The 26,614-nt window shown below is 66.1% G+C and carries 26 protein-coding genes; 16 read left to right on the top strand and 10 right to left on the bottom strand.

What is annotated here, in order from left to right; genetic code table 11:
- Window positions 1–13 precede the first annotated feature (13 nt).
- Together AS029_RS16305 and AS029_RS16300 are read left to right on the top strand one after the other, a co-directional pair.
- Complete coding sequence (locus AS029_RS16305; protein ID WP_058233676.1) at window positions 14–616, top strand: DUF305 domain-containing protein; 603 nt, start codon at window positions 14–16, stop codon at window positions 614–616.
- Window positions 617–679: 63 nt separating this feature from the next.
- Window positions 680–1,552 carry a F510_1955 family glycosylhydrolase gene (locus tag AS029_RS16300; RefSeq protein WP_074615985.1) on the top strand — a complete coding sequence of 291 codons (873 nt, stop codon included), beginning with the start codon at window positions 680–682 and terminating at the stop codon, window positions 1,550–1,552.
- 81 nt (window positions 1,553–1,633) lie between these two features.
- On the opposite strand, the gene AS029_RS16295 is transcribed toward AS029_RS16300, so the two are convergent.
- From AS029_RS16295 to AS029_RS16285, 3 genes are read right to left on the bottom strand one after another with little or no spacing between them, the layout of a single operon-like run.
- Window positions 1,634–2,161: a signal peptidase II gene (locus AS029_RS16295; protein ID WP_058233650.1), complete on the bottom strand. Its 528-nt coding sequence runs from the start codon at window positions 2,159–2,161 to the stop codon at window positions 1,634–1,636.
- Window positions 2,158–2,754 (bottom strand): cadmium resistance transporter, encoded by a 597-nt coding sequence (locus AS029_RS16290; protein ID WP_228375979.1) that lies wholly within the window; start codon window positions 2,752–2,754, stop codon window positions 2,158–2,160. Before AS029_RS16290 ends, AS029_RS16295 begins: the two co-directional genes overlap by 4 nt.
- An 11-nt stretch (window positions 2,755–2,765) precedes the next feature.
- The gene (locus tag AS029_RS16285; protein ID WP_058233674.1) at window positions 2,766–3,092 is read right to left on the bottom strand and encodes an ArsR/SmtB family transcription factor; all 327 of its coding nucleotides are present in this window, start codon (window positions 3,090–3,092) and stop codon (window positions 2,766–2,768) included.
- Between the two features lie 222 nt (window positions 3,093–3,314).
- Between AS029_RS16285 and AS029_RS16280 the strand changes: the two genes are divergently transcribed.
- Window positions 3,315–3,635, top strand: coding sequence for a hypothetical protein (locus tag AS029_RS16280; protein ID WP_058233648.1), 321 nt, complete (start codon window positions 3,315–3,317; stop codon window positions 3,633–3,635).
- On the top strand, window positions 3,632–4,216 hold the full coding sequence (locus AS029_RS16275) for a recombinase family protein (protein WP_058233647.1): 585 nt from the start codon (window positions 3,632–3,634) through the stop codon (window positions 4,214–4,216). The genes AS029_RS16280 and AS029_RS16275 overlap by 4 nt, the downstream gene beginning before the upstream one ends.
- A 7-nt stretch (window positions 4,217–4,223) precedes the next feature.
- Here the strand turns inward: AS029_RS16275 and AS029_RS16270 are convergent, their stop codons facing one another.
- On the bottom strand, window positions 4,224–5,195 hold the full coding sequence (locus AS029_RS16270; RefSeq protein WP_058233646.1) for a hypothetical protein: 972 nt from the start codon (window positions 5,193–5,195) through the stop codon (window positions 4,224–4,226).
- A gap of 661 nt (window positions 5,196–5,856) precedes the next feature.
- Here AS029_RS16270 and AS029_RS16260 point away from each other — a divergent pair.
- Window positions 5,857–7,071, top strand: a complete 1,215-nt coding sequence (locus AS029_RS16260) for a hypothetical protein (RefSeq protein ID WP_058233644.1) — start codon at window positions 5,857–5,859, stop codon at window positions 7,069–7,071.
- Window positions 7,072–7,862: 791 nt separating this feature from the next.
- On the opposite strand, the gene AS029_RS16250 is transcribed toward AS029_RS16260, so the two are convergent.
- Window positions 7,863–8,186: a hypothetical protein gene (locus AS029_RS16250; RefSeq protein WP_139168171.1), complete on the bottom strand. Its 324-nt coding sequence runs from the start codon at window positions 8,184–8,186 to the stop codon at window positions 7,863–7,865.
- 269 nt (window positions 8,187–8,455) lie between these two features.
- Here AS029_RS16250 and AS029_RS17735 point away from each other — a divergent pair, with 269 nt between their 5' ends.
- From AS029_RS17735 to AS029_RS17415, 11 genes are all read left to right on the top strand, one after another.
- Complete coding sequence (locus AS029_RS17735) at window positions 8,456–8,866, top strand: plasmid mobilization protein (protein WP_058233641.1); 411 nt, start codon at window positions 8,456–8,458, stop codon at window positions 8,864–8,866.
- A 38-nt stretch (window positions 8,867–8,904) separates the two neighbouring features.
- Window positions 8,905–10,509, top strand: coding sequence for a relaxase/mobilization nuclease domain-containing protein (locus tag AS029_RS16240; RefSeq protein WP_194293693.1), 1,605 nt, complete (start codon window positions 8,905–8,907; stop codon window positions 10,507–10,509).
- Window positions 10,510–10,519: 10 nt separating this feature from the next.
- Window positions 10,520–11,554, top strand: coding sequence for a hypothetical protein (locus AS029_RS16235; protein WP_058233639.1), 1,035 nt, complete (start codon window positions 10,520–10,522; stop codon window positions 11,552–11,554).
- A gap of 28 nt (window positions 11,555–11,582) precedes the next feature.
- Window positions 11,583–13,181, top strand: coding sequence for an SIR2 family protein (locus AS029_RS17085; RefSeq protein WP_139168170.1), 1,599 nt, complete (start codon window positions 11,583–11,585; stop codon window positions 13,179–13,181).
- 128 nt (window positions 13,182–13,309) lie between these two features.
- The gene (locus AS029_RS17425; protein ID WP_139168169.1) at window positions 13,310–14,494 is read left to right on the top strand and encodes a hypothetical protein; all 1,185 of its coding nucleotides are present in this window, start codon (window positions 13,310–13,312) and stop codon (window positions 14,492–14,494) included.
- Between the two features lie 267 nt (window positions 14,495–14,761).
- Window positions 14,762–14,896: a hypothetical protein gene (locus AS029_RS18000; protein ID WP_267127755.1), complete on the top strand. Its 135-nt coding sequence runs from the start codon at window positions 14,762–14,764 to the stop codon at window positions 14,894–14,896.
- 158 nt (window positions 14,897–15,054) lie between these two features.
- On the top strand, window positions 15,055–15,519 hold the full coding sequence (locus AS029_RS16225; protein ID WP_058233637.1) for a hypothetical protein: 465 nt from the start codon (window positions 15,055–15,057) through the stop codon (window positions 15,517–15,519).
- Window positions 15,520–15,522: 3 nt separating this feature from the next.
- Window positions 15,523–15,864 carry a hypothetical protein gene (locus AS029_RS16220; protein WP_058233636.1) on the top strand — a complete coding sequence of 114 codons (342 nt, stop codon included), beginning with the start codon at window positions 15,523–15,525 and terminating at the stop codon, window positions 15,862–15,864.
- A gap of 103 nt (window positions 15,865–15,967) precedes the next feature.
- Window positions 15,968–17,089, top strand: coding sequence for a hypothetical protein (locus AS029_RS17950; RefSeq protein ID WP_217630086.1), 1,122 nt, complete (start codon window positions 15,968–15,970; stop codon window positions 17,087–17,089).
- A 278-nt stretch (window positions 17,090–17,367) separates the two neighbouring features.
- On the top strand, window positions 17,368–17,541 hold the full coding sequence (locus AS029_RS17730; RefSeq protein WP_167345293.1) for a hypothetical protein: 174 nt from the start codon (window positions 17,368–17,370) through the stop codon (window positions 17,539–17,541).
- A gap of 467 nt (window positions 17,542–18,008) precedes the next feature.
- On the top strand, window positions 18,009–18,827 hold the full coding sequence (locus AS029_RS17415; protein WP_139168168.1) for a hypothetical protein: 819 nt from the start codon (window positions 18,009–18,011) through the stop codon (window positions 18,825–18,827).
- A 198-nt stretch (window positions 18,828–19,025) separates the two neighbouring features.
- Here the strand turns inward: AS029_RS17415 and AS029_RS16210 are convergent, their stop codons facing one another.
- The 5 genes from AS029_RS16210 to AS029_RS16190 all read right to left on the bottom strand — a co-directional run bounded on the left by AS029_RS16210 (window position 19,026) and on the right by AS029_RS16190 (window position 26,591).
- Window positions 19,026–19,703 carry a DUF4913 domain-containing protein gene (locus AS029_RS16210; protein WP_058233634.1) on the bottom strand — a complete coding sequence of 226 codons (678 nt, stop codon included), beginning with the start codon at window positions 19,701–19,703 and terminating at the stop codon, window positions 19,026–19,028.
- Window positions 19,696–21,573, bottom strand: coding sequence for a type IV secretory system conjugative DNA transfer family protein (locus AS029_RS16205; RefSeq protein WP_074615983.1), 1,878 nt, complete (start codon window positions 21,571–21,573; stop codon window positions 19,696–19,698). Before AS029_RS16205 ends, AS029_RS16210 begins: the two co-directional genes overlap by 8 nt.
- Before the next feature lie 55 nt (window positions 21,574–21,628).
- The gene (locus AS029_RS17945) at window positions 21,629–23,248 is read right to left on the bottom strand and encodes an ATP/GTP-binding protein (protein WP_228375985.1); all 1,620 of its coding nucleotides are present in this window, start codon (window positions 23,246–23,248) and stop codon (window positions 21,629–21,631) included.
- A gap of 359 nt (window positions 23,249–23,607) precedes the next feature.
- Window positions 23,608–25,125 carry an SCO6880 family protein gene (locus tag AS029_RS16195; protein WP_175456676.1) on the bottom strand — a complete coding sequence of 506 codons (1,518 nt, stop codon included), beginning with the start codon at window positions 25,123–25,125 and terminating at the stop codon, window positions 23,608–23,610.
- Window positions 25,125–26,591: a TrbL/VirB6 family protein gene (locus AS029_RS16190; protein WP_139168167.1), complete on the bottom strand. Its 1,467-nt coding sequence runs from the start codon at window positions 26,589–26,591 to the stop codon at window positions 25,125–25,127. The genes AS029_RS16195 and AS029_RS16190 overlap by 1 nt, the downstream gene beginning before the upstream one ends.
- Between the last annotated feature and the right edge of the window lie 23 nt (window positions 26,592–26,614).

Raw genomic sequence — 26,614 nt, 5'->3', positions numbered from 1 at the left:
GGAGAACACCACCATGAACACCCGCGCCGCGGCGACCGCCGCGCTCACCCTCACCAGCCTTCTCGTCCTCGCCGGATGCTCCGGCGGAACCACCTCCGGCGGCAGCATGCCCGGAATGGACCACGGAAGCAGCAGCAGCGCTACCCCCGCGCAATCTGCTGACGCCAACGAAGCGGACGTCATGTTCGCCACCATGATGATCGAGCACCACACGCAAGCGATCGAGATGTCCGACACCCTCCTGGCCAAAGACGGCATCGACGAGCGGGTGACCGCGCTGGCGGAGCAGATCAAGGCCGCCCAGGAACCTGAAATCGCGCAGATGGAAGGCTGGTTGGAGGACTGGGGCGCCAGCGCCCCCGACACCGGCAGCATGGACCACGGCGGCGGCATGATGAGCGAAGAAGACATGCAGTCGCTCGAGCAGGCCACCGGTACGGACGCTGCCCGCCTGTTCCTCCAGCAAATGATCGAGCACCACCGCGGTGCGATCGAGATGGCGCAAGAAGAAACCGGCAACGGCCAAAACAGTGACGCCGTCGCCCTGGCCAACCAGATCGTCGAATCGCAAACGTCCGAGATCGCCACCATGGAGGAGCTTCTGGCCACTCTCTGATCACCCGTGGTGGGGCGCGAAAACCACCGCGCCCCACCACCCGATCAGACGAAACGCACCCCCATGCAGCACCACCACACCAACCTCACCGCGCCGGGCTCCCGCACCCGCGCCCTGTCCTTGGCCACCCTCGTCCCCATGGTCGCGCTTGCTCTCGCAGGCTGCGCCAGTTCACCGTCCCTCACCGGTGACGACCACCCCGAGCAGCCGCTCACGCACGTGCACGGCATCGTTGATGACCCCGCCACCGATGGATTCCTTATCGGAACCCACGAGGGCATCTTCACCGTCACCCGTGACGGTGAGCTGGGCGCCCGCCTGGCGAAGACGGACTTCGATGCGATGGGCCTGACCGTCCTCGACGACACACTCGTGGCATCCGGCCACCCCGGTCGGACCACCCCGCCCGAGCTGGGAGCCCCCAACCTGGGCATCATCCGAAGCTCCGACAACGGGCAGAGCTGGCAACCCACCGCATTCACAGGCGAGAAAGACTTTCACGCCCTCGCCGCGGACCCCCGCGGAACGCTCTACGGCGTCGCCACCGACGCCAATGAAATGCTCACCAGCACAGACGGCGGTTTCTCCTGGCAGCCCACCGGGGCACCCGTCTACGCCATGTCGCTTGCCGTTGACGCAGCGGGGCGAGTGATGGCCTCCACCGCGGACGGTCTGCTGGTCAGCACCGATCGGGCTGCCACATTCCAGGCGTGGCCGGATGCTCCCCTTCTTGCCGGGCTCAGCGCCTCCCCGGACCACAACCGCGTGGTCGGTATCGGCACCCAGGGACGGATCTGGGCCACAACCGCCGGAGCACAGAACTGGTTCGAAGTCGGAACGATCCACGGCACCGCCCAAGCCGTCACCATCACCAACAACGGCGACATCCTCGTCGTCGATGACAGCGGCCTGAGCCTCATCCCCTACCAGCAGTAACACGCAACGCGGCGGGCAACGCCCTCCGCCACCCGCAAAGGGCCCGCACGAATACCCGTGCGGGCCCTCCTCGTTCCCAGATCAGCCGCGGTGCTGGGAACCGTCACCGGTGCTCCCGCTGATGGGAGCGTGGTCCCGACGGAGCAGATACAAGGCTGCCCACCCGAGCAGGCCGAGGGTTGTGAAGATGTCAGCCACGTTGAAGATGGCGAACCAGTCGACAGCGATGAAGTCGACGACCTCTCCGCTGAGCGGTCCGGTTTCAGCGCGTGTGGTGCGGTCCCACAGGTTGCCGATCGCGCCGCCGGCGGCGGCAGCCAGCAGCGCAGTAGCGCCCATGCTCTGCCTCCGCAGCACTCGGATGACGATCCACGTGAGCAGCGCGGCGACAAGGACCATAACGCCGACGACAAGCGGCGCTCCTACATCGCCGCCGAGACCGAATGCGACCCCAGGGTTGAACACGAGGCGCAGGGATACGCCCAGCCCAAGGTCGATATCACGGCCTCCGTCGAGGTAGGACAGGGCCCACGCTTTGGTGAGTTGGTCGACCGTGAAGGCGGCAACTACGGCAGCAGCGGCAGCGAGGAGGCGTGTGAATCTGCTCACGACAGGACTTCGATGAGGCGAACGATCACGCCGGACTCGATCAGGATGTACAGGCCCAGCCCGATGAACACGGCCGGCACGAGCCAGTGCTCGATCTTCTCGAGGGCCTCTGTGACGGCTTTGCTGGTACCGACGAAGCGGGCGACAAGGCACCACACGGCGACCAGGACCAAGAACACGATGATGGTGACGATGGTGTCCGGAACCGGGTTGGTGCGGAACACAGGGGTGTACAGCGAGATGTTGTCGGCGCCGTTTGCGATGGTGATGCCGGCAACTCCGAGCAGGCCCCCGGCGCTGATGGAGCTTTCGTCGTCGTCGTCATCGTCGCCGCGACGTCGGAGCGTACGAATCAGCCCGTACACACCGATCGCAAGTGGGACCAGGCCCAGCAGCCCGACCCATTCGTCCGGGACGATGGTCAGGCCCGCGGCGGCGAGGCTGCTGATTGCGACCAGGGCGATGAAGCCGAGGTACTGCCCGGCCACGACCTTCCATCCCGGGAGGGCTCCGCGTGCGGACGCGAGAAACAGAACGGTGAGGACGACGATGTCGTCAATGTTCGTCGCCGCGAACAGGCCGATGGCAGCCACGATGGTTCCGATCATCGGGCGTCGCTCCCGTACGTCTTGCACAGATCGACCTTGAAACCCGTCGCGGCGAGGAGGCGCTCGGCCGCTTCGAGAACATCGATCACCTCAGGAGTGGAGACAGAGTAAAAGTTCTGCCGGCCCTCACTGCGGGCAACGACAAGCCCGCATTCGCGGAGGCATCCAACGTGCTCCGACACGGTCGATTGCGCCAAGCCGAGCTCATCGGTCAGGTCCCTCACCCGAGCTTCACCGGCTGACAGCCGACGCAGTATCGACAGGCGACTGTGATCGGCAAGAGAGTGGAACAGGGAGACGGCAGCTGCAAGATCTTGTGTCATCGTCACCCGCCGATCATATCGGTTTTCACCGATGAACACCGGGCGTGCAAAACCGATCGGTTTTGCACCACCGGAAGGCCTGTCGACCAGGTGGCGGAATTTCGCGGATTGGCGGTGTGCAAAACCCCCGTGCGAAACCCAAATCCGTGCGAAACTCAATCTGACCCTTATGCACGAGTCATTCGGGCGCAGGCGAACCATCGCCGCTCGAGGGGAGTTTGCATGAGCACCGATCAGTGGATCGGCGTTGCGACGGTGGCGGTCGGCGTCGTCTACCTCTGCGTGGGCGGCGCATTCGTCCTCCGGTGGTTGGCGCGCTCCGGCAGTGCACCATCGCCCGGGCGCGTTCCCTACGGCTTGCCTGTCGTCACGTTCTTCTCGGGAGCCGTGGCGCTGATCTTCTCGGGACAGAGTGTGATCGCCGGCGGTCTGCCCGGATGGGGCGGAGTCGTCATCATCGCCCTCATGCTCTTCGTCGGGATCGTGCCTCTCGCCGTCGCGCTCCGAGCGCGCGGCCGCCGGCCCTCTCGGGATGCGCGGTGACGAACGTCGTCGGGTACGCCCGCGTCTCCCGCCGTGAGCAGAACCCCGCTGCGCAGGAGGCCGAGCTGCGCGCGGCCGGCGCCGCGCGAGTGTTCGTGGATCACGGCGAGTCCAGTCGGATCACTGCGCGCCCGCAGTGGGTCGCCTGCCTCGACTATCTGCGCGAGGGGGACACGCTCTTGGTGCGTCGCCTCGATCGTCTCGGCGGCAGCGAACGGATCATCCTCGACACCCTCAACGACCTGCGCGAACGCGGCATCGACATTCGCAGTCTCACGGAACCGCAGATCGACACGACCACGCCGATGGGTCGGGCCCTGTTCGGCATCGTGGCCGTGTTCGCAGAGCTGCGCGTAGACACCATCCGTGAGAACACCCAGCGCGGGATGGATCACGCTCGAGCACAGGGGAAGGCAATCGGTCGGCCCTCGAAGTTGAACGCGGCGCAGCTGTCCGAGCTGCGCCGAATGCGCGACGACGGGGCGAGTTTTGCCCACATCGGCCAGGTCCTTGGCGTCGACAGGTCGACGGCCTCACGCGCTTACAGCGAATCAATCCGCCTCGCCCACCGTCAGCAATAATTCCGGGCTACCCCTTGTCGAGAGGCAAGGTGCTCAGCCGGCGCTCGATGAGGTCGCGTACGAGGTTGAACAGCTCGGGAGTGACCGCCGCGACGTCATGGTGAGATGGGGCCTCGGCACCGTGGGTGAGCTTGCTCCTCATCTCGTAGATGCCAGAGAAGAATTTGCCCGCTCTCATACCGTCGTACATCTTGTCTGGCACATTCTGGGCAAGTAGCCGTCTCGCCGCGCGCCCGACGCTCTCCCGTTTGAAATCCCCGAGCCTGCCCAAGAGAAGGTCTCGGAGGCTCGGGTCCAGTCCCATGTCTTTCACCGCGGACCGCAGTCGGTCGACAGCTTCCAGTTCTTCACCATTGACCGGCTGTTGCTCGGTAAGAGCTTCGACAGCGTTGACGAGTGTGAGGAACCGCGAGTCTATGGAGGGCATGAGGTTGGCAGCGCTCCACAGATCAAAAGCAAGATCGGCAGCTTCGTCCGCTTGAGCGATTCGGATCGCCGTTTGGTACCCGTCAACGAACGGCGCGGCTGGTTTGATAGCGACACCTGTGGCGGACGAACGAAAGCTGAGATAACGCTCGTTCGACGGATGCGGAACGACCCCTGCACGTTGGTTGACAACCACGATGCGCGGTGCGCCGGGATCTTCCGCTTCTTGTGCGGCGTTGCCTGCACTCCCAGCAAGGGCAAGCGCGTCGTCCGAAAGCTGGCTCATCAATTTACGCTCGAGGAAATCCGCCGGTGTGCCGGTCTGCACGAGGCTGAGTCTGAGCGCGGCGAGAGCGTGACGCCCGGCGTCCTCAGCCTCGTCCTCCGTGTTGTACTCGGTGCCGCGCAGGACGAGGTGGGAGGCGGTGCGGAGCGGGCCGTCCGTGTCGATCCACAACGTTTCTGAACCCCGCGACGCCAGCGTCAATTGATGGTCGTCGACGTCCCAGCCAGACCCGATAGTCGAGAACCGTACGAAGAAGGACCAGCCCACATACGCAAGTTACCGGGCGGATCATTGAGAGGCCACGGCGCATCTGAGTTCCGACAGAGCCGTCGCCACCGACTGCGCTAGGCGTGCCTAGAAACACTTCTGCGACACGCTGCGTAGAACGCTGATTCACACTAGGTCTAGGCCATGATGGGCGCATGGCACCGCGTCGACGTCCCTGGGGCTCACGGAACGACCCCGTAGCTCTTGGCTACGAAGTCGAGCGACCCGTCCGAGACAAGCTGCGAGCGATCGCGGACAACATGGGAGTGGCGACGTCTGTGCTGATTGAGCAGATGGTGGAGCACTTGGAGCTCACGGATCAGGGTATCCCCGCGTGGTGGGAGCCTCTTCCGCGCGACGACGAGCTTGCCATGCCCGCCGCCGAGGAGGGGTCGCCCATCACCAGCACTTAACGCATTAGGCCCGCCGCTCTCGCGACGGGCCTAGAAGCATTGGCTTCTCATCTCACACAGTTTGGCGACTTCCGAGATGTGAAGCAGTCCCACCCAAGACCGGTTACCAGCCGGGCCTTTGGCGTACCCACCGGAACCTACCCGGAAGGAATGACCACATCGTAACAGCGGAGTTCGTCTCCGTGTACTCCCGACGCTCCCTTTTTTCGGGGGAGAAGTCTGTCGAGCTTGCACCCGAGACGTCACAGGTGGCCGCGTCGCGGCCGAACAAATCCCGGTCGGGTTCTTGGAGCCCGGAGCCGGCACCCGGCGCCTACGCGCCGCTGCCGTGCTGGTCGTCGGCCGGCGCATGGTTCGACGCGGTGATGGATGCCCTGGCAACGCCCGAGGGGGAGCGCGTGCGCGCGGCCGTGAAGGTCGCGCCCCACACGCTGCTGCGCGTTGCACAGGAGGACATGCGCTCGGCCGACCTCGGCACCGGGCGCGGTGTCACGACGGCGCATCAGACCGTCGCTGACCGTCTCGGGATGTGCAAGCGGACCGTGCAGCGGGCGCGAGAGATCCTGCTGCTGCTCGGCCTCTCGGCGGTCGTCATCGAGGGCCGCTACCTGTACGGGAGCGAGCGCATCGCCGCGCAGCTCAAGCACGGTGGCCGTCAGCTGCGCATGGCTTCCACGAGGGCGCTCGTGATGCTTCGCAGCGCTGCTCAGCGCCCCCTCCGCGAGACGCCGGCGCCGGTGCCCCCGCGTATCTCAGGTGCCGGCGACATCGAGCGTTCTGTGGAGAATGTCCACCTACCCCGTAGGCGCTCGGCTCCACCTACAGCTCCCGTTCAAAAGAACTCACCAACGCGCGGTAAACCGCGCTCGAAAGCCGCTTCGCGGCAGCCAGGACGACGGAGTATCACGCGCAGCGGCTCGATCGTTCGACCGACGTCCCCGAGGCCCATCGAACTTCAACGCTTCGCCGCTGGGCTGGCGCAGCGCATCCCGTGGCTCGCCCGCGGTAAGCACGTCGGGCACGTCGTCGGGATGCTCGAGCGCAGCGGCATCGACGTGTCGGAATGGAGCGTCGAGGGACTGATGTTCGCCATGAACGCCTGGCTCACCCGGGACGGTCGTCGGGTGCCCGAAACATTTACCAGCCGGGGCGCTCTGGGCTTCTATGGCTGGGTGATCCGGCACGTCGTCACCGAGCACTCGCAGCTGGACCAGGCTCGCCGCGATGCGGCGGCGCAGCGCGCCGCCGACCAGGAGCGTCGCGCCGCCGAGCGTGCCGCGGAAGCTGCTCGCCTGGCGAGCATCGACCACGACGAGGTGGATCGCGTCATCGCCCAGATGAAGGCCGATCAGCGCGAGTACGAACGGACGGCCCGGGAGCGCGAGGCGGCCCGCAAGCGCGCCGCCGCCGACGCCCGCCAGGAGCTTGCCGAGCGGACCGCGCAGCTGCGCTCCCGTGGCTAAAGCTCGTCCCGAGCTTCACCCAACGATGTCTTGGCCGCGTGCACTCATGCGTGCGCGCCACAGGCGCACTTGGGCAGGCAGCATCCGTATCAGGCCGACCTCACAGACGATGAGGATCAATGAGTGCGTGAAACCCACCAAAGCCTGTTGGGAGATGGTTGCGTACGTCCAGAATCTTCCGCTCGCCCCGGGAGTATTCCAGTCCCCACCGGCGGCAGCCAGAGCTCCGAAGATGGAGACCGGCATGAATACCAAGAACGCCGCGATCGCCACGATGAGGAGGACAAGGCTCCACGGAAACCGCAGGAACCTTCCGATGCGTCCAAGCTTCCGCTTACGCCCCCGGCGGGTGCGCGCTGTCACCGGGCTTTGGACGGGATCACTCACGGGGCGGCATTCACAACTCGCGCCCGCCAACGCGGCTGAGAGCAGCGCGACGTTCCCTTGTAATCACGGACACAGTATGTCCGACTATCGGCTCGAGCATGCTCTGAGGCCATCCATCCGATAAGCGGCGCGACGCCGGAGGCGGGCACCCGTCAGGAGTGCCCCGGAGGGGCATCCCGTAGGGACGCGCAGCGCTCTTGACGGGTGCTCGATGGAGGCCAAAGTGAAGCGTCGGATGGGCGGCCGGACCGCAGCCGGCGCACCCGGCCCGAGCGCGGAAAAGCCCCCGCGAGCACAGGTGCTCGAGCGGGGGTTTCCGGGGGCGACGAGGGGTCGTCGCTGACGATCAGATTAGTCGTCCTCGAACATCGCGAGGGCGAGACTCTGCGCGTTCGCGCCTGTCGTCACGCGTACACGTCGGCCGACTCAGTCGGTGCGTCTGCGGTGCTCGAGGAACGACGCGGACGCGGCGGCTTCACGCGCGCCGCATTGGGACGCGGGGCGCCGGTGGCGCGCAGTTCCTTCTCCGACCACCCGGACGCGAGGGCATCGCCCCACGCCTTCGCGTGTCGGCTCTGTGCGTCGCTGAGGGCGGCGCGCGCGGCGTCGGTGTCGTTCGCTGCGCTCACGATCGAGCGCACGGCCTCCACACGCCGATCCACAGTCGATTCCAGGAGGCGCCGCGCGGCCGCGGCCGCGTCGTCAGGGTTTCGGTTCGCGTCAGTCATGACGCCAGATTAGCCGGGCGATCACACGGCCGCTAGTCATGCCTAGGCTGAGAGCAGCGCCGCGCCTTCGGGCGTCATCCACGGAACGCGGGCCGCGTCCAGCTCCGCACCCGGCCGCAGGCGGTGCTACAGACCCCGAAAGGGGAGCAAGCAATAGACTTATGTGCCATAAGTCGCTTTCGGTCCTTCCGCTGCGCGGCCGGCCCGGGCATACTTGGCCGTATGGTCCCCGCCTGTGGGGGCGGGTTCGCTGCGCTGGGCTGGAAGGGATGGTGGTTCTCGTGTCGGAGTCGAACGAGAAGCGTCAGCTGTTCGGCCGCAAGCGCCGAGCGAACGCGAGCGGCGGGCGTCGCGATAAGCGGTACACCGTGGCCGTGACCCCAGAAGAGGACGCGCAGCTGCGTGCTCGAGCAGCGGTGCGCGACGTCAAGGTGCCGCGGCTGTTGTTTGAGTCCGCAATGGACTCGAATGTCGTGACGGCTTCGGACCGGAAGGCCGCCGTGGCGATGCTGTTCAAGTTGCAGCGAGAGATGTCGAGCGTGGCGAACAACGTCAACCAGATCGCCCGGTTCGCGAACACGGAACGCCGGTTCGTCGCGGAGGCGGAGGGCGTGCTGGTGCAGTACCGTGCCCTCGCCCGCGAGATTGAGAAAGCGTTGGCGGCGGTGAACCGCACATGATCGCGAAGGTGACCCGCGGCGCGCGGATGAGCGGCCTGATGACCTACCTCGTGGGTCCGGGTAAGTCGAACGAGCACACCGAACAGCATCTTGTGGCCGGCGACTCTGCCGTCATGACGATGTACGGCTACGACTCGCTCGACAAGGCCGCGGCGTTGGAGATTGCGGCGAGTCTGGATGCGCCGCGGCGTGAGTTCGGAGTCGACGTGACTCGCCTGGTGACGCGGGTCGACCCGGACACGGGCGAGACGTTGAAAGAGCGCGTCGACGCGAGCGTGTGGCACTGCTCCCTCTCGATCGCTGCCGATGAGGGTCAGCTGTCGGATGAGACGTGGGGACAGATCGCCCAGGAGTTCGTGGACCGCATGGGTTTCACGGAGGTTAGTGGCAAGGCCGCGTGCCGGTGGGTGGCCGTTCGTCACGGGCTCTCCGAGCACGGCAACGACCACGTGCACATCGCGGTTTCGCTCGTGCGTGAGGACGGCACGAAGGCCTCCACGCACAACGACTTCCATCGCGCCATGAAGGTCGTCCGGGAGCTGGAAAACGAGTTCAAGTTGCGGCCGCTGCGCGCCGAGCGGGAACAGGACATGCCGCAGCGGCAGGAGAGCCGCGCCGCGCGCGAATCGGCGCAGCGCCGCGGTGCCGCCGAGGTCGACTCCACTCGCCTCGAGCGCACGGTGCGGGCCGCGGCGTCGGCGTCGATGGACGAGGGCGAGTTCGTGCGCCGGATGCGCCGCGAAGGTGTTCTCATCCGCCCGCGTTTCGAGACCGGTCGCAACGACGTCGTGACGGGTTACTCCGTCGCGCTGCGCCCGGAGAAGGGCGCACAGCCGGTGTGGCACAGCGGTCTTCGCCTTGCCCGTGACCTCACGTTGCCGGAGCTTCGCAAGGGCTGGCCGGACACCCCGGAGAACGCCACCGCTGCGGTCGAGGAATGGCGCGCGACGCGCAAGAACCCCGACCGGTACGTGCCCGTGCGTCCGGGCCGTGAAGAGTCCGAAATGAACCCCGAGTTCTTCAAGATGTACGCCGAGGACATGACCCGGCTGCACGAGTACATCGCAACGCTCGACCCCGACGACCACGCCGCCTGGGCGCACGTCGCCCGCGAGACGTCGGGCGCGTACGCGGCATGGTCGCGACGGTTGGAGCCGGTCCCCGGGCCACTGGCACGTACGTCACGAACCCTCGCCCGGTCGGCGCAGCTGCGACCGTCGCAGAGCCGGCGTCGACCGGTCGCGATGCCGTCGATGGTCAACACCACGGCGTTGATCCTGGCGCAGGCGAGCAAGGGCAAGAACGCCGCCGCCGAAGCGCTGTTGCTGCGTCAGCTGTCGCAGACCACCGTGTCGATTTTCCGGGCCGTGCAGGCGTCCGGGGATGCCCGTCGAGCGAGCGAGCTCGCCGCCACGGTGAAGAACAACCTCCGCACCGTGCGTGACGGATACGCCGAGCAGATCGCGGACAACGGCGTCGCCGCGCTCACGCCGGAAGAGCGCGCGGTGAAGCAGCGCGCGGACATCGCAGCGGGTCGTGGCGGGCCGCTGCCGGCCAAGCTCATCCCGGCCGCGCAGCCCGAACTCGCGCAGCCGGCACCACGAGCCACCGGCGCGGGCGACCGTGACGGAACCGAGAGATAGAGGGGGCACCATGAGTGAGGAAGCCAGCGTCGAGGACGAGGTAGACCAGGCGCTGCGTGTCGGGCTCGCCGTCGCCGCGCAGCTCGCCGACAAGATCGCCCGCGCCAGGGAGGAACTTGCCCGCAACGCGCAGCGTCAGAGCGAGCAGGAGCAGCGTCAGCTGCAAGCCCGTTTCGAGGGGGAACGCGACGTCGCCGGCGCCCGCCTGATGGTTGTGGAGCGGCCCGAGTGGTGGGATCGTGCCGACACCGCGCAGATCGCTGGCATGCACGAGACAGCGCAGCAGTGGAAAGACTTCGATTCGCGCGCCCAGGCCGCGGCCGACACCATCGCCCGCGAGGTGAAAGAGCGCTACGGCGTCGACATTGCCAACCTCGCCGCAGATCCCGGGGCAGTCCGCGCAGCGCTCGCCCAGGTCGAGTTGGACCGTGACCAGGCTGCCCGCGGTGAGCGCACCACCGCGGCTACCGAGTTCGCTCAGGCGACCTTGGCGGTGCAGGAAGCCGACCGCCTCGACGCGCGCGCCGCGGCCGCGCAGCTCGCGTCGCACGCGGGCGCTGGTGCCGGTGAAAACGGCGACCGCTCGGCCGATTCGTCCCGTGTCGATGAAGCTGGCCGCCTCGAGCTGCAAGCGCGTGAGTACGAACATCTCGCCACCCAGGGCGGCACGCCCGAACAGAGCCCCGCGCAGCTGATGGAGCTGGCCTCCGACGCCCGCTCGCAAGCGCAGCTGCACCGCGACGTCGACCAGGGCCGGGAGAGCGCCCCGGCGGTGTCTGTAGGCGCCGATCAGGGCCGTGCGAGTGCGGAGCGCAGCGAGGGGCAGTTGCAGTACGACAGTGCCGCACGCCGCGAAGCAACGGCCAACGAGCTGGCATCGCACGGCATCCTCCAAGAAACCATCGATGTGCGCATGCGCGCCGACATCGCACAAGGGCGACCGGCCGGTGAGGCGTCAGCACATGCTGGCCGGGTGAACGTCCCCGAGACGAACCGCGGCCGCGGCCGAACGCGCTCTGGCGGACAAACCGAACGAAGCCGTTAGGGTCAGCGAAAAAGAGTTGACACCTCGCGTGACGGAGGAATCCTTGAAAGCTCGATCAGAGCGCTTGGCAGTGCTTCTCGGCGCCGGGGCCTCTCGAGACGCCGGGTTGCCTCTCACGAACGAACTGGCGGTAAAACTGCTCGAGGGGATTGCGTCCACCCAGCGAGACAGCTCGCCGATGCTGAAATTGGTTCGCTTCATCTACGGCGCAATGGTCAACCATCGGGCTGAAAGAGGCGGGGATCCGCTCGCGGCCGTCAACGTCGAAACGATGATCAGCGCGATCCGATTATTGCGTGACCGTGACGCGCACGAAGCTGCGCCCTTCGTCGCTGGATGGCGACCTGGAGTGTCCGCGTTCCGATCCGACGCCGACTGGCGGGGCAGCACGCCGGGGCGCCAGCTAATCGAAGCTATTGGCAAGGAATTGGGACAGTCATTCCCGGACGGCGAAGGAGCCGCCAGTGCAGTGCGCGCCATCGTGGGATCGACCAGAGAGAACGACAACGCGTCGCTGTATGCCGATCTCGAGAGAGCCCTCCTGACCAACATGCGCCGTATCCTGCTCGATCATGGTGACGTGGACTACTTGAGTCCCCTGATCCGGCTGGCGATGGATCAAGTCGGTGGTTTGGATGTCGCCACCTTGAACTATGACCTCACGCTCGAGGCCGCCGCGGAGCGCGCGGGCGTAGCTGTAGACGCCACCGCGGAGTGGTCGTTAGGTGTCCCACACGCTTCAAGCGATGATCCGCCCCTGCGGCTGTACAAGATTCATGGATCTCTCGATTGGGAGTGGTCACAACCCGAACTGAGCGGTCGTACTTTGAGACAGCCCAGCATCGTCCAGAACGCAGACTTGACACGAAATTTTGCCCCGGCGATCGTGATCGGCGACCGTGACAAGCTGGGCTCCGACGGGCCCACCCTCGCCCTCCTCGGGGGGTTCGCCGGACGGCTCGAGAAATGCGATCGGCTTGTCGTCGTCGGGTATGCCTTCGCTGATTCCCACGTCAATAGGGTCATCAGAGAATGGCTCAACCGGGACCTCGCGCGGTGCATGACCGTGTTAGATCCCAGCTGGCCCCGCGTTGATATGAGGGACGAGGGATGGCGTTACGAACTCAACATGGCGCTACTTCGATACGACGAAGCAATGGAGCCTCGTCTCAACGTCGTACGCGCAACGGCGAAGGAGGGCCTTGTGCAGGCGCTCACTGAACGCCCGCAAGCCGAACCGCACCCAAGATTCAGTGTCGAGGCAACGATCGCTGGTGAACAAGCTCTTGTGCGTCTGGTGAACCTAGGGTCGCGTTTAGAACGGGTGGCCGTGTCAGCACCTTTTGGGTATCGCGCCGACCGTCCCTACCCTTTCCCTCGAACCATGTCAGTGTCGAATCCGACCGCACAACCTGACCCACATGTGACTCATCGCCATATCGTGGCTGCCGTCGAGGAGGGGGACACCATCTCCGTCTCGATGACCTTCGAATCTGACGCAGACGCCCGTGCCGTGGCTCTTTCAGTCTTTGCTGATGACGGGTCTCAAACCATCGAGGAGCGCTGGGAGACAGGTGCTGAGAGCTCTGCGATGCGTCTCATGTCTCCCAGCTCACGGCGATGGTGAACATGGTGGTCAGCCGCGTTGGCCGTGGTTTGATCTGCCTCCTCGGTTCCGCCTGTCAGAACCGCGGACCGGTGTCAGTCTAGCGTGAGGCCGGTTCGCCGCCACATCGTGACGGATAAGCTCCCGTCATGACCATGGGTTCGGAGGCATACAAGAACCCCATGGGAACGCGCGTGGGGATGCTGGCCGAGTCAGTGCCTGATGACTCTTTAGCGACGTTTTCGCTGGATGAGGTGGTCGCGTCACTGATGGACGCGCATGCGGCGAAGTTCATCACCCTTGATCCTGGCAATCGTCATGTGGTGCAGCAAGGTGAGCAGTTTCTCCTTCGCTATCCTCTAGCGGGCGATCTCGACACCTTCTTTCGCGTTACGGGGCTGGGTGGGCAGCATTCCGGCGGTTCTGGCTTCGCGGAACTCGTCATCACACCGGACATCGACCAACTCTCTGATTCTGAGACAGATTGGGATCAGACCCTCGGGGCTGCCCTCGGAGAGGTCGACGCCGCCATGCTGGATGGCGTACGGAAGTCGAATCTCGCGATAGCAAAGCGACGCGACGAAATGGGTTCTGCACTTCGCGCTGCTTTGGAGCCGAGGTCGCGTTTGACAAGGTTGATGCGTGGCTCACTGCATCGTCTCGATGTGCCGGTCGGGCCGCGTGGTTCCGACCGGGTGCACCTTCCATTGGCACCCTCGCCACTTTCGGTGCGATCGCTCGCTCCTGGACCATCACAGCAACCAGCTGAGGACTGGGTATTGGCCGACTCGATGGCTGAAATGATCATCGAGACAATCACGGCCTTCTCGCGGGCATTGGAACGTTTGCCCGGTACAGCGAACAGCATGCTCGACCACGACGAGGAGGCCATGCGTGACACCCTACTCTTCGTTCTAAATGCGAATTTCCAGGGTCAGGTCACGGGCGAAACCTTCATTGGTCGCGGCAAAGCTGACGTGTTGCTTCGTTGGAAAGATCGAGACGCCTTCGTCGCTGAGTGCAAAATCTGGAAAGGTCGCGCCGCTTTCGAGAACGGGGTCGAACAGCTTCTGTCGCGGTACGCGCTGTGGCGACACACCTGTTTGGCTCTGATTTTGTTCATTCGCGAACCCAAGGACGGCACACGCATCATTCAGACGGCCGCAGATGCGTTGGCCGATCACCCACGTACGCAGCATGTTCGCGACGTGAGGGACGCAACTGAACGGAGCGACTTCCAGGTGCTCGCGGGCGGCGACGACCGCCGCCTAGCGCGACTCGTGTTGATTCCAGTCGTCGTCTCAGCCCCTACATCGATCCTGATCGACCAGTAAGCACGACCAAGGCTGGGTGAGCGTGTGGGGACGCTTGCCCAGCCTTGTCGCTCCCGTTTCCGAAAGTGTTGACGAGACAGGGTCGATCCCGTAGCCTGTGCCTACGTAGAAAATTGCGCCCTAAAACCCGGTCCTCGACCGGGTTTCTTCATTTGCGGCGCAGATAGCCGGATCCCGCGAAGGGACCGGCTTTTTTCATGCCCACCCGCCCGAAACGGCGGGTGGGCTCCGACCCTGGGTCGGACACTCCAAAGAGGAGGTGGCGAGATGGGCCTCGAGGTCTACATCTCGGTGCCTGCGACGGTCGCAGCCGTGACCGCATTCATCTGCAAGGCGCTGCCCCTGCTGTCCGACCGCGTGAACAAACGCGCTCGACAGCTGGCACGCGCCAAGCGGAAGTAGTCGCAGGCCCGCGAAATTCGCTAAAACGCCACTTCCAGGGGAGAGCTCTACCCAAACTGGGGTTGATCACCACTGCGTGGCCCTACCGATGTTAAAAGCACGGCGACGAACCAGTGGGTTTGGATACTTCAGAACATGTTCTGAAGTATGATCGGGGTATGGCTACCACCACCGTCCCCCAGTCGTCTCCTCGGACGTTCCCGTCCTCGGACCTGAGCCGCCATGCGCCCCGCGTTTTCGCGGCCGCTGAGGAGAATCCGGTTGACGTGACGCGCCGCGACGGCGAGGACATGGTCCTGATGACCAAACGGGAGGCTGGCGCTAGAGATCAATTGCTGCAGATCGCCGCTCAACTAATTGCTGTGGCAACCGACGACAGGGGCACCCTCACCGATCGGATGTCGGACCGCTTTGAGTGGATGCTTGCACTGAGCGAGGAAGATCGCCGCGTCTGCGCCAAAAATCTTTTGGACGCAGCAAGGGCCTCGTTCGCGACCGGTCAGTCGCACCGAGCGATCGCCGAGATGACAGCTTGGCGAGAGACTGCAGTCGCCCTGGCTGCCGGCTTGGGTGCATCGCCCGTGGAGTGGCTTGACGAGCCGGTCGCGGTCGAGCGCCCCTAGGCCGTGGCGAGGAAAGACAAGGTCGAACGGCCGACCAAAAAGAGCGAGTACGAGATTCTCTTCGCATCCCGGCAGGCGGAGAAAGGCTGGACGGACCTAAAGGCAACGACGCGCAACGCACTCGTCGACAGCTGGGACTTTCTGACGCGCACGCCGCTCGTCGAGGGGTCGTTGAACTACCCGCTGAAGGGCGCGTACGGCACGGTCACCTACGGGGGTAGGGAGTACACCCGTTGGCAGCACAAGCCGACAAGTCAGGGCGACGCGCGGATCTGGTTTTTCGTCATTGACCAAGTCGTCTATCTGGAAAACGTCCATACCCACCACCCGAACGAGACCAAGTAGCCGCGACACCGATCGTGACCCCACCGCACCCCCCGGAACGTGAAGTCCCTCCGCTCACCGCAGGCGTTCCGAGCGGGCGCGTTGCGGCCGAGAAGATGGTGCTATGAGCCGCACAGGTGCACACTTCGACCGCGAAGCAGCGGAAGCTGCGGAACGCTTCGCCCCACTAGGGTGGGCATTCTTCGGTAAATGGCATCGCGCCCAGACGCAGCGCATCCTCCGGATCGCACGAGGTGGTGCTTCGACGCGGAGCATCGATGAGGCCCTCGCCGAGGTATGGAACGTCGAACAACCAGTGTTGCTGCGCACGATAGCGATGCCGCTAGGTAGGTTCGGGCGGGGTATCGACCTGGATTTTCAGCGACGCTGCCAGCAGCGCCAGACCCTCATTGACGTGGCGATCAGTTGCCACAACGACGGACGCTACGCGGCCGCAATTCCTCTGACGCTCGCGCAAATCGACGGTCTTACGAGGGAGTTGACGGGATCCACGTTCTTCCGCTCGAAGCTGTCTGAGACTGAACGCGACTACATCGACGACAGCACTTTGGCGGGAGTCGAAGGAAACCTCCCTACGGTTCGGAAAGCCTTCAGTGCCCCCGTGGACCAGGTCGGGAGATACGGATCGGTCTCTCGGCATGGCGTCATGCATGGCCAGGATCTTTCGTACGCCAGCAACATCAACTCCACTAAGACGTTGGTTCTGCTCGGAGCCCTGATCGAGCATCTTGAGGAGCGCTCCAAGGCCAGAGCTCAGAAGTGGCGTCGCGATCGTGACATCGCGCGCAGCAAGCTCAACGGAGTCGATGACAACGGCAGGCTCCACGACTCCCGCGGTCTTGAGGAGATGTACATGTTTCGCGTTGAGCTGCACAGCTGGGTAGAAGCCGAGCAGTCGCGCGGAGGGGCCCCTGCCGAACTCGCGCTCGAGCGCAAAGCACATGAGCTGCTCATCCACGCCGGACTCCAGAATCGCCGGTTCGCCGTGCTCGAACTGACGGACGAGCGTCTCGCATGGACATTCCAAACCCCGTCCGGACATCACATGGGGGCAGCTGCACGATGGGCGGACCCGAGGATGTCCCCGTGGTCTGCTGACCAATGGACTTGGGATGCGCCGGATGCGCCATCAGCAGGACCGTGGAATGACGCCATTGGCTGGACCGAATGGAACGGCGAAGCGGTCACACCGAACTGGCGGTTCGATGGCTTCTATACAGGCTGAACCACCGCACGCACTTTGGAGTGTGGCCCGGAAGTCCGCGTCATCCCGGAAGCGGCAGTGATCGATGTACTGCATGCAGACATGCTGATAATCGACGTTATGTCAATTCACTCGTACCCGAAAGCTGAGCGATCGATCGCTCTCGCCGCTCGCGTGCTCTCACCCAGGTCAGGCGGCGCGGACCGTGCCGACGGCGCGCCCGTCCAGCACCTCGTCGGGCCGACGTCTTGGCGTGCGCACTGCGTGGCAAGATCGATCCCATGCATAAGCGACCTGTCATGAGCGGCCTCCGAGGCGTACTCATCTACGCCGCGGCGGGCGTTGCTGCCACTTTCGCGACCTTCGCGGTCGTGGGCCAGCAGGCCGCGGAAGGTGTGGGTCTAGCGTTCCTACTGAGTACCGTCGTCGTCTTCCCGTGGCTAGTGGGTCGCCTGAACCGTTCGCAGCGCTGAGTTTCAGCGCGTGTGAGCGAGGCGTGGGCAGTCGACGGAGGCGTGCTACAGGTCGTACCCCTAGTCTGGGGCCACGACAGGCTGCTGAGGCAGGCGCACCGCTCCCCCACAAGCAACGAAAGACCGGCCCCGGAGGTTTGGACCCCCCGAGACCGGTCTGCTACGCCCTTCGCGTGAACCTAAGGCCTCTCGGTTGCTCAGGCTTGACCACACATATACCGTTATCGAGATCAGGTTTGAAAGCTGACTTAAGCACGGACGCGAGCGCGGATACTCCGCCGGTGCGATACTAGCGCCCAAGGCGCACTTCGTGCAAATCTGGATTTGCTGAACCCTTGCAATTGCCCTACTAGAACCCTTATGCTTGCCCTAACGGAACCCCTATAGAGGTGCTCCACATCAGCTCTCATCAGTACTCCGGCCAGTCTAGCGTCCGTCCTGGCCTTTTGGGCAATTGGAGGCTCAACATGGACACCGCGCTCGCTCATACGGTTCGCCGCGATGCATGCCCGCTTCGTCGTTCTTTTGTGGAACGGGAGACGTCTGAAGCGCCGACGCCGCTCGCTCAGTTGCTTAGGACCCGCGAGGACGTGGGCGGGAAGGGCGGCGCCCTCCGCATCACCCTGCTCATGACGCTCATCTGGGTAAACGCGCGGCAGCCCTACTCAACGAGTAGGGTCGCCGCGTATTGGGCGGAGTTGCTTGGCCGCGACGATCCACATGGCGAGGGCGCACGTGCCGTGCGGGACTGCTTGCACGAACTCGATGATCGCGGTGTAATCCAGTTGCACAGCAAAGGCCCCCGGACGGAAATCATTCTTCGTAACGAATCAGCTCCGTTTACTACCGACGGGGGGCCCACTCCTTACACCGCACCGTACGGAGTCGAGCCGTACATACCCGTACCCAGAGCGTTCTGGACGGAGGGACTTGTGGCCAAGCTTTCGGGGGCGGGGGTGGCTATGTATCTATGTGCGTTGGCTCTCACCCGAACTGACGAGCACGAGTTCTTCATTGCCACCCAATTTTTTGAGAACTCCTTCGGCATCTCGCGGTCAAGCCGTAAGAGAGGCCTCGCCGAACTCGCCGAACACGGAGTCATCACGACCCGCGTTCAGGAGCAGTCCATGGACCTCGTCACGCGGCGACGAGTGCGTCGTAACGTCTACCGACTCACGAAGACGTACCGCCTCCCGCCTGCATACAAGGCAGCACAAGAAACTGCGAAGGATTCCGTCGACGAGATCATTCAGAATCTGATCACGAAGCACGATCCGAAGCCCTAGTCGCGTCGTGGTGGCGATGTGGGAAGTAATGTGATCGGCGAATCATAAGGTACAGCGCCGCCACAGGCGAGCTCCCGCCGAGCGCAGGGGTAGCTGCATGGGGAACACGCTCATCCGCCGTGCAGACGGCTCGGGGCCGCTCCCAAGAAAGAACGGTTTCGTGACCTGATTGGCCGGTAAAAACCCGTCAAGGACGAACTACGGCTGCTTGTCGGGCGGAAACAGATGTTCCGGAGGCCGCTCGTACGGTAGGGGTTCTCCGACCTGGTTCTCGTCCCTCGAGTCCGCGAACGGGCCGTCGACGGCGAGCAGCGCCGTCATGTGCGGGGCGGCGTGGTTGATCCACCAGGCGCTTGTGCCCAGGCCCGGATCGAGGCGGGCTGCCTCCCACCCGCGCCACAGCGTTTCAAGACGCTGCACGGCCTCGTCGGTGTTCCACCATTCGGCTTTCCACCGTCCCGTCCCGCTGCCCTTGGCCGACACGCGCCGCCGGTAGGTGAACCGCCAGTATTTGCGCAACCACTCGTCTACCGAGCCGTAGACCGTCTCGTCCGCCGTCGTCGCGTCCTCGCTCGGAGGCGAGGGCTTGACTGCGCGCTCAACAGCGGTGGCAGTGCGTTCTTGGAGCTGTTCGAGGCGTGCGGGTGGCAGGGCGGCGCTGAGCGCTTCCTTCGCCAGGTTGTTCACGAGCTTCGTGACGACGGCCGTCGCGGCGTCGGCTACCAGCGCGTCGACGTCCAGGGCACCCAGGGCGTTCTCTACCGCCGACCCCATGCCGTCCGCGATCCCAAAGGGGCTCCCCGTTGCCGGAGAGCCCCCCTGTGCCGGCGTCGCGGCGTCGAACTCGTCAGAGTCGAGCGGGTCGACGTCATCCATCAGAGCGGTCCTTCGCGTCCTTGCGTTCCATCAGGGCCTGCATTGAGGAGGCTAGGTCGATCGGCGGCGCCGCCGGCGCCGCTGCCGCGACCGGTGCCGGTGCAGGCGCGAGGTCGACAGGCGACACCGGCGCCGACGCCGCGGGGGCGATCGCGGGGTCGTGCGCGGCGATAGACGCTTCGATCGCCGCCACCTGATCCTTCGTGCCCTCGTACCAGGGGACGGTGCGCAGCAGCGCCGCCCTGGCGCCGGTGGAGAGCATGACCGCGCGGCCGCGGGGCATCGCGCCCAGCTCATCGACGGTCAGGATGCGCTCACGCTTGAGCGCCGTCGACGTCGACCGAACGCCCTTGTTGTAGCTGGCCGAGGTCGTCTCCCGGTCGTAGTCCCCGACCAGCTCGGAGACGTTCTGCAGGAAGTCGTTCTCTTTGACGCTGCCGAGGTACAGGAACGCATTCGACGCGCTCCACAGCTTGAGCATGCCTTCGCGGCCGAATACGGCCACGCCCTGCGACCAGGACTGGAACACCGACATGATCGGGATGCCGCGCGAGCCGAAGTGCGAGTACAGGTCGGGCAGATCCCGCCACCGGCACACGTTGGCAGCCTCGTCCAGGATGCCCACCAGCGGGGTGCGCAGCCGGCCACCGGGCGAGGTGTCTGCGAGGTCGGTTGCCGCCTCGAGGGTGGCGGCGGTGAGAGCGGTGACGAGAGGGCCGGCGGTGCCGGCGCCCTCCTTGGACAGCGAGTACAGAGTGCCGCGGCCGCGCACGAACTCGGCGGCATCGAACTGCGGGCGCGGGTCGTCAGCTCCGCGCGGGTTCACCCAGTCAGCGACCTGCGTGTTCTTCAAGCACGCGGCCATTTCCTGCCCCGTCGAGTAGACCGATCCGCGCAGCTTGTCGGTGGACTGGATGATGCCGAGTACCGCGTCACCGATCATCGGGTAACCGCCCTCGCGCAGCAGCCGCACCGGTTCCTCATCGGTGGAGTCGGTCAGCCACGAGAACACCTGTGCGATCGGGCGCCGGCCCACCGCGGCCGCGAGCAGCATCCCAGCAAGGAGGTTCTGACCGGCGCCGTCGAAGAACGCATCCGTCTTGGCATCCGTCGCCCGGGAGCCGGACGCGAAATACTGCGCGAGCTTCGCCGCGCGGGTGTCGTCGGTGACATACGACAGCGGGTTCCACCACCACGTCGCGTCCTCACGGGCCACACGCTGCGGATCGAACACCCACACCGGGCCGTCCTTCTTCCGCACGTCGCGGGTCGCGTCGAGCACGTCGCGCTTGTTCGAGGTCGTGACCACGGCACCCGGGGCGGCGATGATCGCCGGGATGACGAGCGAGGTCGACTTGCCCACGCGGGGGCCGGCGACGACGGTAATCATGTCCTCAAACGAGGCGTAGACCATCTTCCCGGTCGAGACGAGACGCCCCACCGGCACGCCGGGCGAGCCCTCCACCCCGAGCCGCTTGGACTTCTTCATCGCCTCCTTCGCAAGCATCGGCGCCAGGTCCCGTTCCGTCGCCATGTAGCGCGCTGCGTGATCGACGTTCGCGCGTCGCTTGCGTCCGGCCGCTTTGAGGTACAGGAACCACAGAGCGACCGTGAGGATGAGCCCGACCGCGGAAAGAGCGATTGCCGTCGCGGACGTCGACCAGGTGACGGTGCCCCTCGCCAGTCCGCCGATGATTTCAAAGGGGTCCTTCGACAGACCCTCGTTGACCCCGTCCATTTGGGAGCCGACAGCGACGGACACCCACACGATGCCGACAACGGCGATCGCCGCGAGGGCACCGCCGAGCATCAGGGCATCGTTGCCTGCCTTCCCCGGCTCACGACGGCGGTTGTTGGCGGTGACGCTCATGGGTATTCCTCCGTTCTGATCGGGGCGAGTGCGTGCGTGTGTGCGGCGACGAGGCTCACGGCAGAATCTCGACGTTCACCGGATCGGTGGGCAGCGGCGCAGCCGCGCGACCGGCGCGCGAGGTCGCGTGCCAGAGCTTGTTGGTGTCGTTGACGTCCTTCTCCGCCGCGGTCAGCTCGACGCGCACGGGGATACCCGGGCGACCACCAACCTTGATGAGGAAGCGGCCGCGGCCGGGAGGCTCGGACTCGTGGCCTGATACCGCGTCCCAGGCGGGCGGGTCCTGCCAGCTGGTGAGCATCCCCTGTTCCGCAATCGACATCGGCACCGCGGAGGTCAGCAGCGGCATTTCCGCGCCGGGGAGGCCGCCGCAGATCACCATGCCGGAGCGTTCCACGAAGCCCTTCGCCTTCATCTGATCCTCCGCCGTTGCCAGCGCCAGGAGGTCGCTCATCGTGTGCGAGATCATCGCCAGGCCGACGCCGCGGGCACGGTTCAGGCGGGTGAGGGCGTCGACGCGATCGACCATGCCGCGGCCGGCGCGCAGGGCCCGCCACAGCTCGTCCAGGATCACGAAGTAGTGCCGGCGAGGTTCGAGCTTCGCGTCCGCGAGGGCGGCGGCGACGTTGACGGTGCCGAACCCGGCCGACCAACAGGCGAGCAGGATCGCCGCTTGCAGGTCACCCTCAGAGTCGTCAATCGAGGACACGTCGTAGACCACGGGGCGGTCCCGTCGCATGGGAGTGGTCGTCTGCTGCGAGAACACCTCGCCCAGACGTCCACCGGTCGTCAGACCGATGAGGGACGCTTCGAGGTCCTCCGTGATCGCTTTGTAACGGGCGATGTCGCCACGGTCGAGGGCGACCTGTCGAATCTCGTCGGGGGCTTCCTGGATGACGCGCAGGAGGTCCGCGAGAACGGGGATGCCCTCGTGGTGCTCGTCCAGGTACTTCAGCGCCCGGTCAATGATCGTCTCTTCACGGTCGGTCGGAGGCTGCGAGCGGAGGATCGTCAAGAGGGCGGCGATCATCGTGTGCCGGCGGCCGTGCGCGTCCGCGAGAACCTGGTGCGCGAGGCGCTGCACCTTCGCGGCGTGCTTGCGCAGCTTCCCGACCTCCGCAGCCCGCTCGTCGGTGTCTTCGGAGGGGTCGGCGGCGTTCACCTCGTGCGCGAGCTCGTCGGCGCGCTCGAGCGCGCGAGCGGCCTCGTCACGGAGCCGCTGCGCGGCCTCCGACGCCTCGCCGGGGTCGAGGATGTTGAGGTAGCCGCGGCCACGGCCCAGGGGGATCACCTGGCCGTCGAGGGCCTGAATCAGGTCCACGTAGTCGGGCTTCAAATCGCCCAGCACCAGCGGGATCGTCCCGTAGCCGGCCAGGCCCGCGGCCATGCGGCGCGTCAGCGACGACTTGCCCAGGCCGGGCTTGCCGAGAACGAACATTGACGGGTTCGAGATGAGCTGCGCGCGCTGGAACCAGCTGATCGGGTCGCAGCACACCGACGCACCCGTGGAGAGGTTCTTCCCCAGGGGAACACCGATCATCGGCGTTCCGGTGCCGACCGAGAACGGGTAGAGCCCGCACACCTGAACGGTCGTGCCGCGGAACTCGTCGGCCGCGGTCACGTTGACGGCCTCGCCGCCGCCGCGGCCGATCCAGCCGCGGATGCTCGGACGCATCGGCCGACGCAGCGCCGTCCCCTGCTTCTCCTTCTTCCCGCCGTGAGGGATTGCCACACGCTTGCCCTGCCGACGCCGAGTGCGCGTGCGGGCGGGCGTCGCCCGTGACAGTGAGGGGCGTGCCGCGACGTCGAGCGCCGGCACGTCGCTCTGCGCACGCCCAGCTCGCCGCGAAGGCGCCTCCGAGTCGAGCGTGGCCGGCGTCGCGGACGACACCGCACCGGTAGGCAGCCCGTCAGCTGACAGCTCCTCCCCCGCGGTGTGGCCGTGCGCCGCGGTGGCCGCACCGTCAGGCAGGGCGTCCTCTTCGGGCTCGAGGTCGTCGTCACTGTTGGACGAGAACAGACGGGTGAGCATGCTCACAGGGACTCCCTCACTTCGGTAGGCAGGCGCAGGTGCCGCGGGAGCACGAGCCCCAGCGGAAGACCCGCAGCGAAAACGGTGTCTTGCGATCCGAAGGCCGGCCGCACGCGCAGACGCGCCGCGGCGGTGAGCGAGTCGATCGCCGCGCGGGCGTCCGCCTCGTGCGCGGCATCGGTCGTGGTCGCGGTGACGATCAGACCGAAGTTGAGCAGGCCCGCGCCGGATGCCTCTTCAGCCGCCGTCGCTTGAGCGGAGCGGGTGGAGAGCGTTGAGCGGGCGGTGGGCTTGGTCGACGCCGAGCTGTTGAACTGCGCGGCGTTCAGGTCCGCCTCCACGATCGCCGCAGCGCGAGCCGGGTCGATCGGACGGTAGAGCAGCGTGACGCGCTTGCGGGCGACGTCACGGTGCGGGGCGAGCAGGCGAGCCAGGATGCCCGACTGCACGACTCCACGCGGCGGCGACGTCATGGTCCACGACGTCGACACCGCACCGTCGTGACGGTACGAGTCCCATCGACCCTCCGCCGCGGCGGGGCCGACGTCCGTCCAGGACAGCTCCGGCACGTCACCGGCGGCGCGCGCCTCGTCAATCAGGACGGCCGCAGCGGGGTCGTAAGCGATCCGCACGACTTCGCACAGCTCCTGCGCACCCAGCGGGCGTGCAGCTCCCGCGCCGGTCGCCGCCAGGCTGGACGTCAGCCCCGGCAGACGCGCGGCGAGGTCAGCGGCGACCTCTTTCGCGTTACGGCGCTTCCCGCCGATGCGAGACAGCGACGAGAACGTCACTGCGATGTACGCGCGGATCGTGGCCGATCCGACCGGGTAGCTCTCCACCACTTCCGACAGCATCGCTCGCGCAAACTCCGGCGCGTCAGGGTCCATCGACCCTTCCACCTCCGAGCGCAGGCGCGTGCCGGTATCGGGCGCCGTCTCGACGGTCACGGAGGCGGCCTCGATGCCGGGCTCGTCCCCGAGATTGGCGAGCCAAATGCCGTACTCCGCGACCTGGTTGTTGACCTGTTCCTGGTCGACCAGCGCGGCGCCGTCCGGCTCGGTGGCGATCACGACGGTGTAGTGCTTGGTCGACGGGACGTGCACGAGCGCGAACTTGCGGCCGTGCGAGTCCTCGTGCTCGGTCAGCTGCGACGCCGCAGCAAGGCCCGGGAGTTGGAAGGTCCCCCACTTCGCTCGTCCCGTAGGACCAGAGCGGTAAACGTTCGCTCCCTTGGCCTTCGTGCGCATCCAGTTCACGCGATTCACCGTCCTTCCGAGGGCGCTCTGCCCGTGCTTGTCTTTCACCGAAACCGTCAGCAAGATCCCGCCGAAGATCCCCGCGGTGACGAGCGCGGCGCCGAGGCCGGAGAACATCGACGCGATGATTGAGGAGAGGATGCCGACGAACAGCACGCCGGTGGCGAGCTGCCCGAGGCCGCCGAGTCCCGCGGTCTGCGGGCGGCGCCAGTTGCCGTATGTGCGCGGCGCCTCAGCGCTGCGCGTAGGCGTTGTGGTGGTCATCAGTTCCCGCTTCCCGTCGCGTCATCCGTGGCGGCCTTGACCGCGCCTGCTGCGTTCTTCGCGCCCTCAGCGGCCTTGGTGGCGACCATGAGGCCCACCCCGACCGGCCCGGCGCCGGCGGCTGCTGCGCCTCCGCCCGCTGCTGCGCCTCCCCCGGCCGCGGCGCCGCCCGAGGCTGCGCCAGCGCCGACTCCCGCCCCCACGGGGACGGGCGCCGCAGGCGTCGCGGCTGCTGCGCCCCTGCCGCCCGCAGCGGCGTTGCTGCCGCTCGGTGCGGAGCCGAAGCCGCCGCCTCCACCGCCGGAGCCGCCGCCGTCCGCGCCGCCACGCGAACGGATTGCACCGCTCGCAATCTCGCCAGCGCCCCCGATAGCGGCGCCACCCAGGAGCAGGCCAGCGCCTCCCCCGCCGCCGCCGACCGAGGAGACGGCCGGGACGAGGAAGCGCATCAGCGCAGGCAGTGCCACAAGGGCAATCAGCATCAGCGCGAGGCCCGTGACGATCTGGAAAAGCCCGGTGCCGTCCGATTTGAACAGGTCGGTTCCGGTCATGCGGAACGCGATCGCGTAGACGATCGCGGCGGCGGGCTTGTAGAGGATGAAAGCGAGCGTCCACGCCATCGCCTTCTTGAACCACTGCTGTCCGATTTCGGTGTTCGTCGCGGCCGCGGCGATCGGGAAGATGCCGGCGAGGACAACGAGCATCGCGCCGCGGAAGATCATCAGAGCGATCTGCACGTAGGTCATCAGCACCGCGAGCATGCCGAGGAAGAACAGGCCGATGAGGCCGATGGGCGAGGTCGCGGTGAGGTTGATCATCGCGAAGACGTTCGTGCCGAAGCAGTTGCTCTCACCGTTGGTGACGTCGCAGTTGGTGGAGTTGTTGAGAATCCAGATGGAGAAGGCATCACCCGCTTGCGTGGCGAGGCGGATGACGACGAGCCCGGCCCCGGCGACAGCGATCAGCGTCAGCACGGAGCGGGCGAGGGTGCGCAGCTCACCGGCGCGCTGGGTCCACACCATGCGGCCGGCGGCGACGAGGATCGAGAGGATTGCGAGGCCGCCGGCGTACCACTCGAGCTGACCTTGCACCCAGCCGACCACGCTCGAGGACTCGTTGAGGTGCATCGCCAACGGGAGGAACCCGGTGACCAGTGCGGAGGCTGCAGAGAGCAGGAAGACGGCGAAGATGATGACGCCGATGCGTCCCATGTGCGCCTCGCCGTCGCCGTGGCGGCGACGGACGCTCATCATGACGCCGGCGATGATGAGCGACATGACGGCGAGGCCCGCAGCGACCCAGGTCACGTAGCCAAGGATCGTCTCGAAAGCGCCCGGCAGCGGCGGGGTACCTCCGCCGTTAACGCCGCCTCCCCGGTCGACCACGGTCACCGGGGAGGGGACGTTCACCCAGAGGGTGCCGAGGGAGACGATGGCTTTGCCGTATCCCTCCAAGATGTTGTTCACGAACTGCTGTAGGGCGTCGTTCG

The organism is Microbacterium enclense (assembly GCF_001456955.1).
GTDB lineage: Bacteria > Actinomycetota > Actinomycetes > Actinomycetales > Microbacteriaceae > Microbacterium > Microbacterium enclense.
Note: the sequence above shows the minus strand (reverse complement) of the source record. Positions and strands in the feature narration are given on the sequence as shown.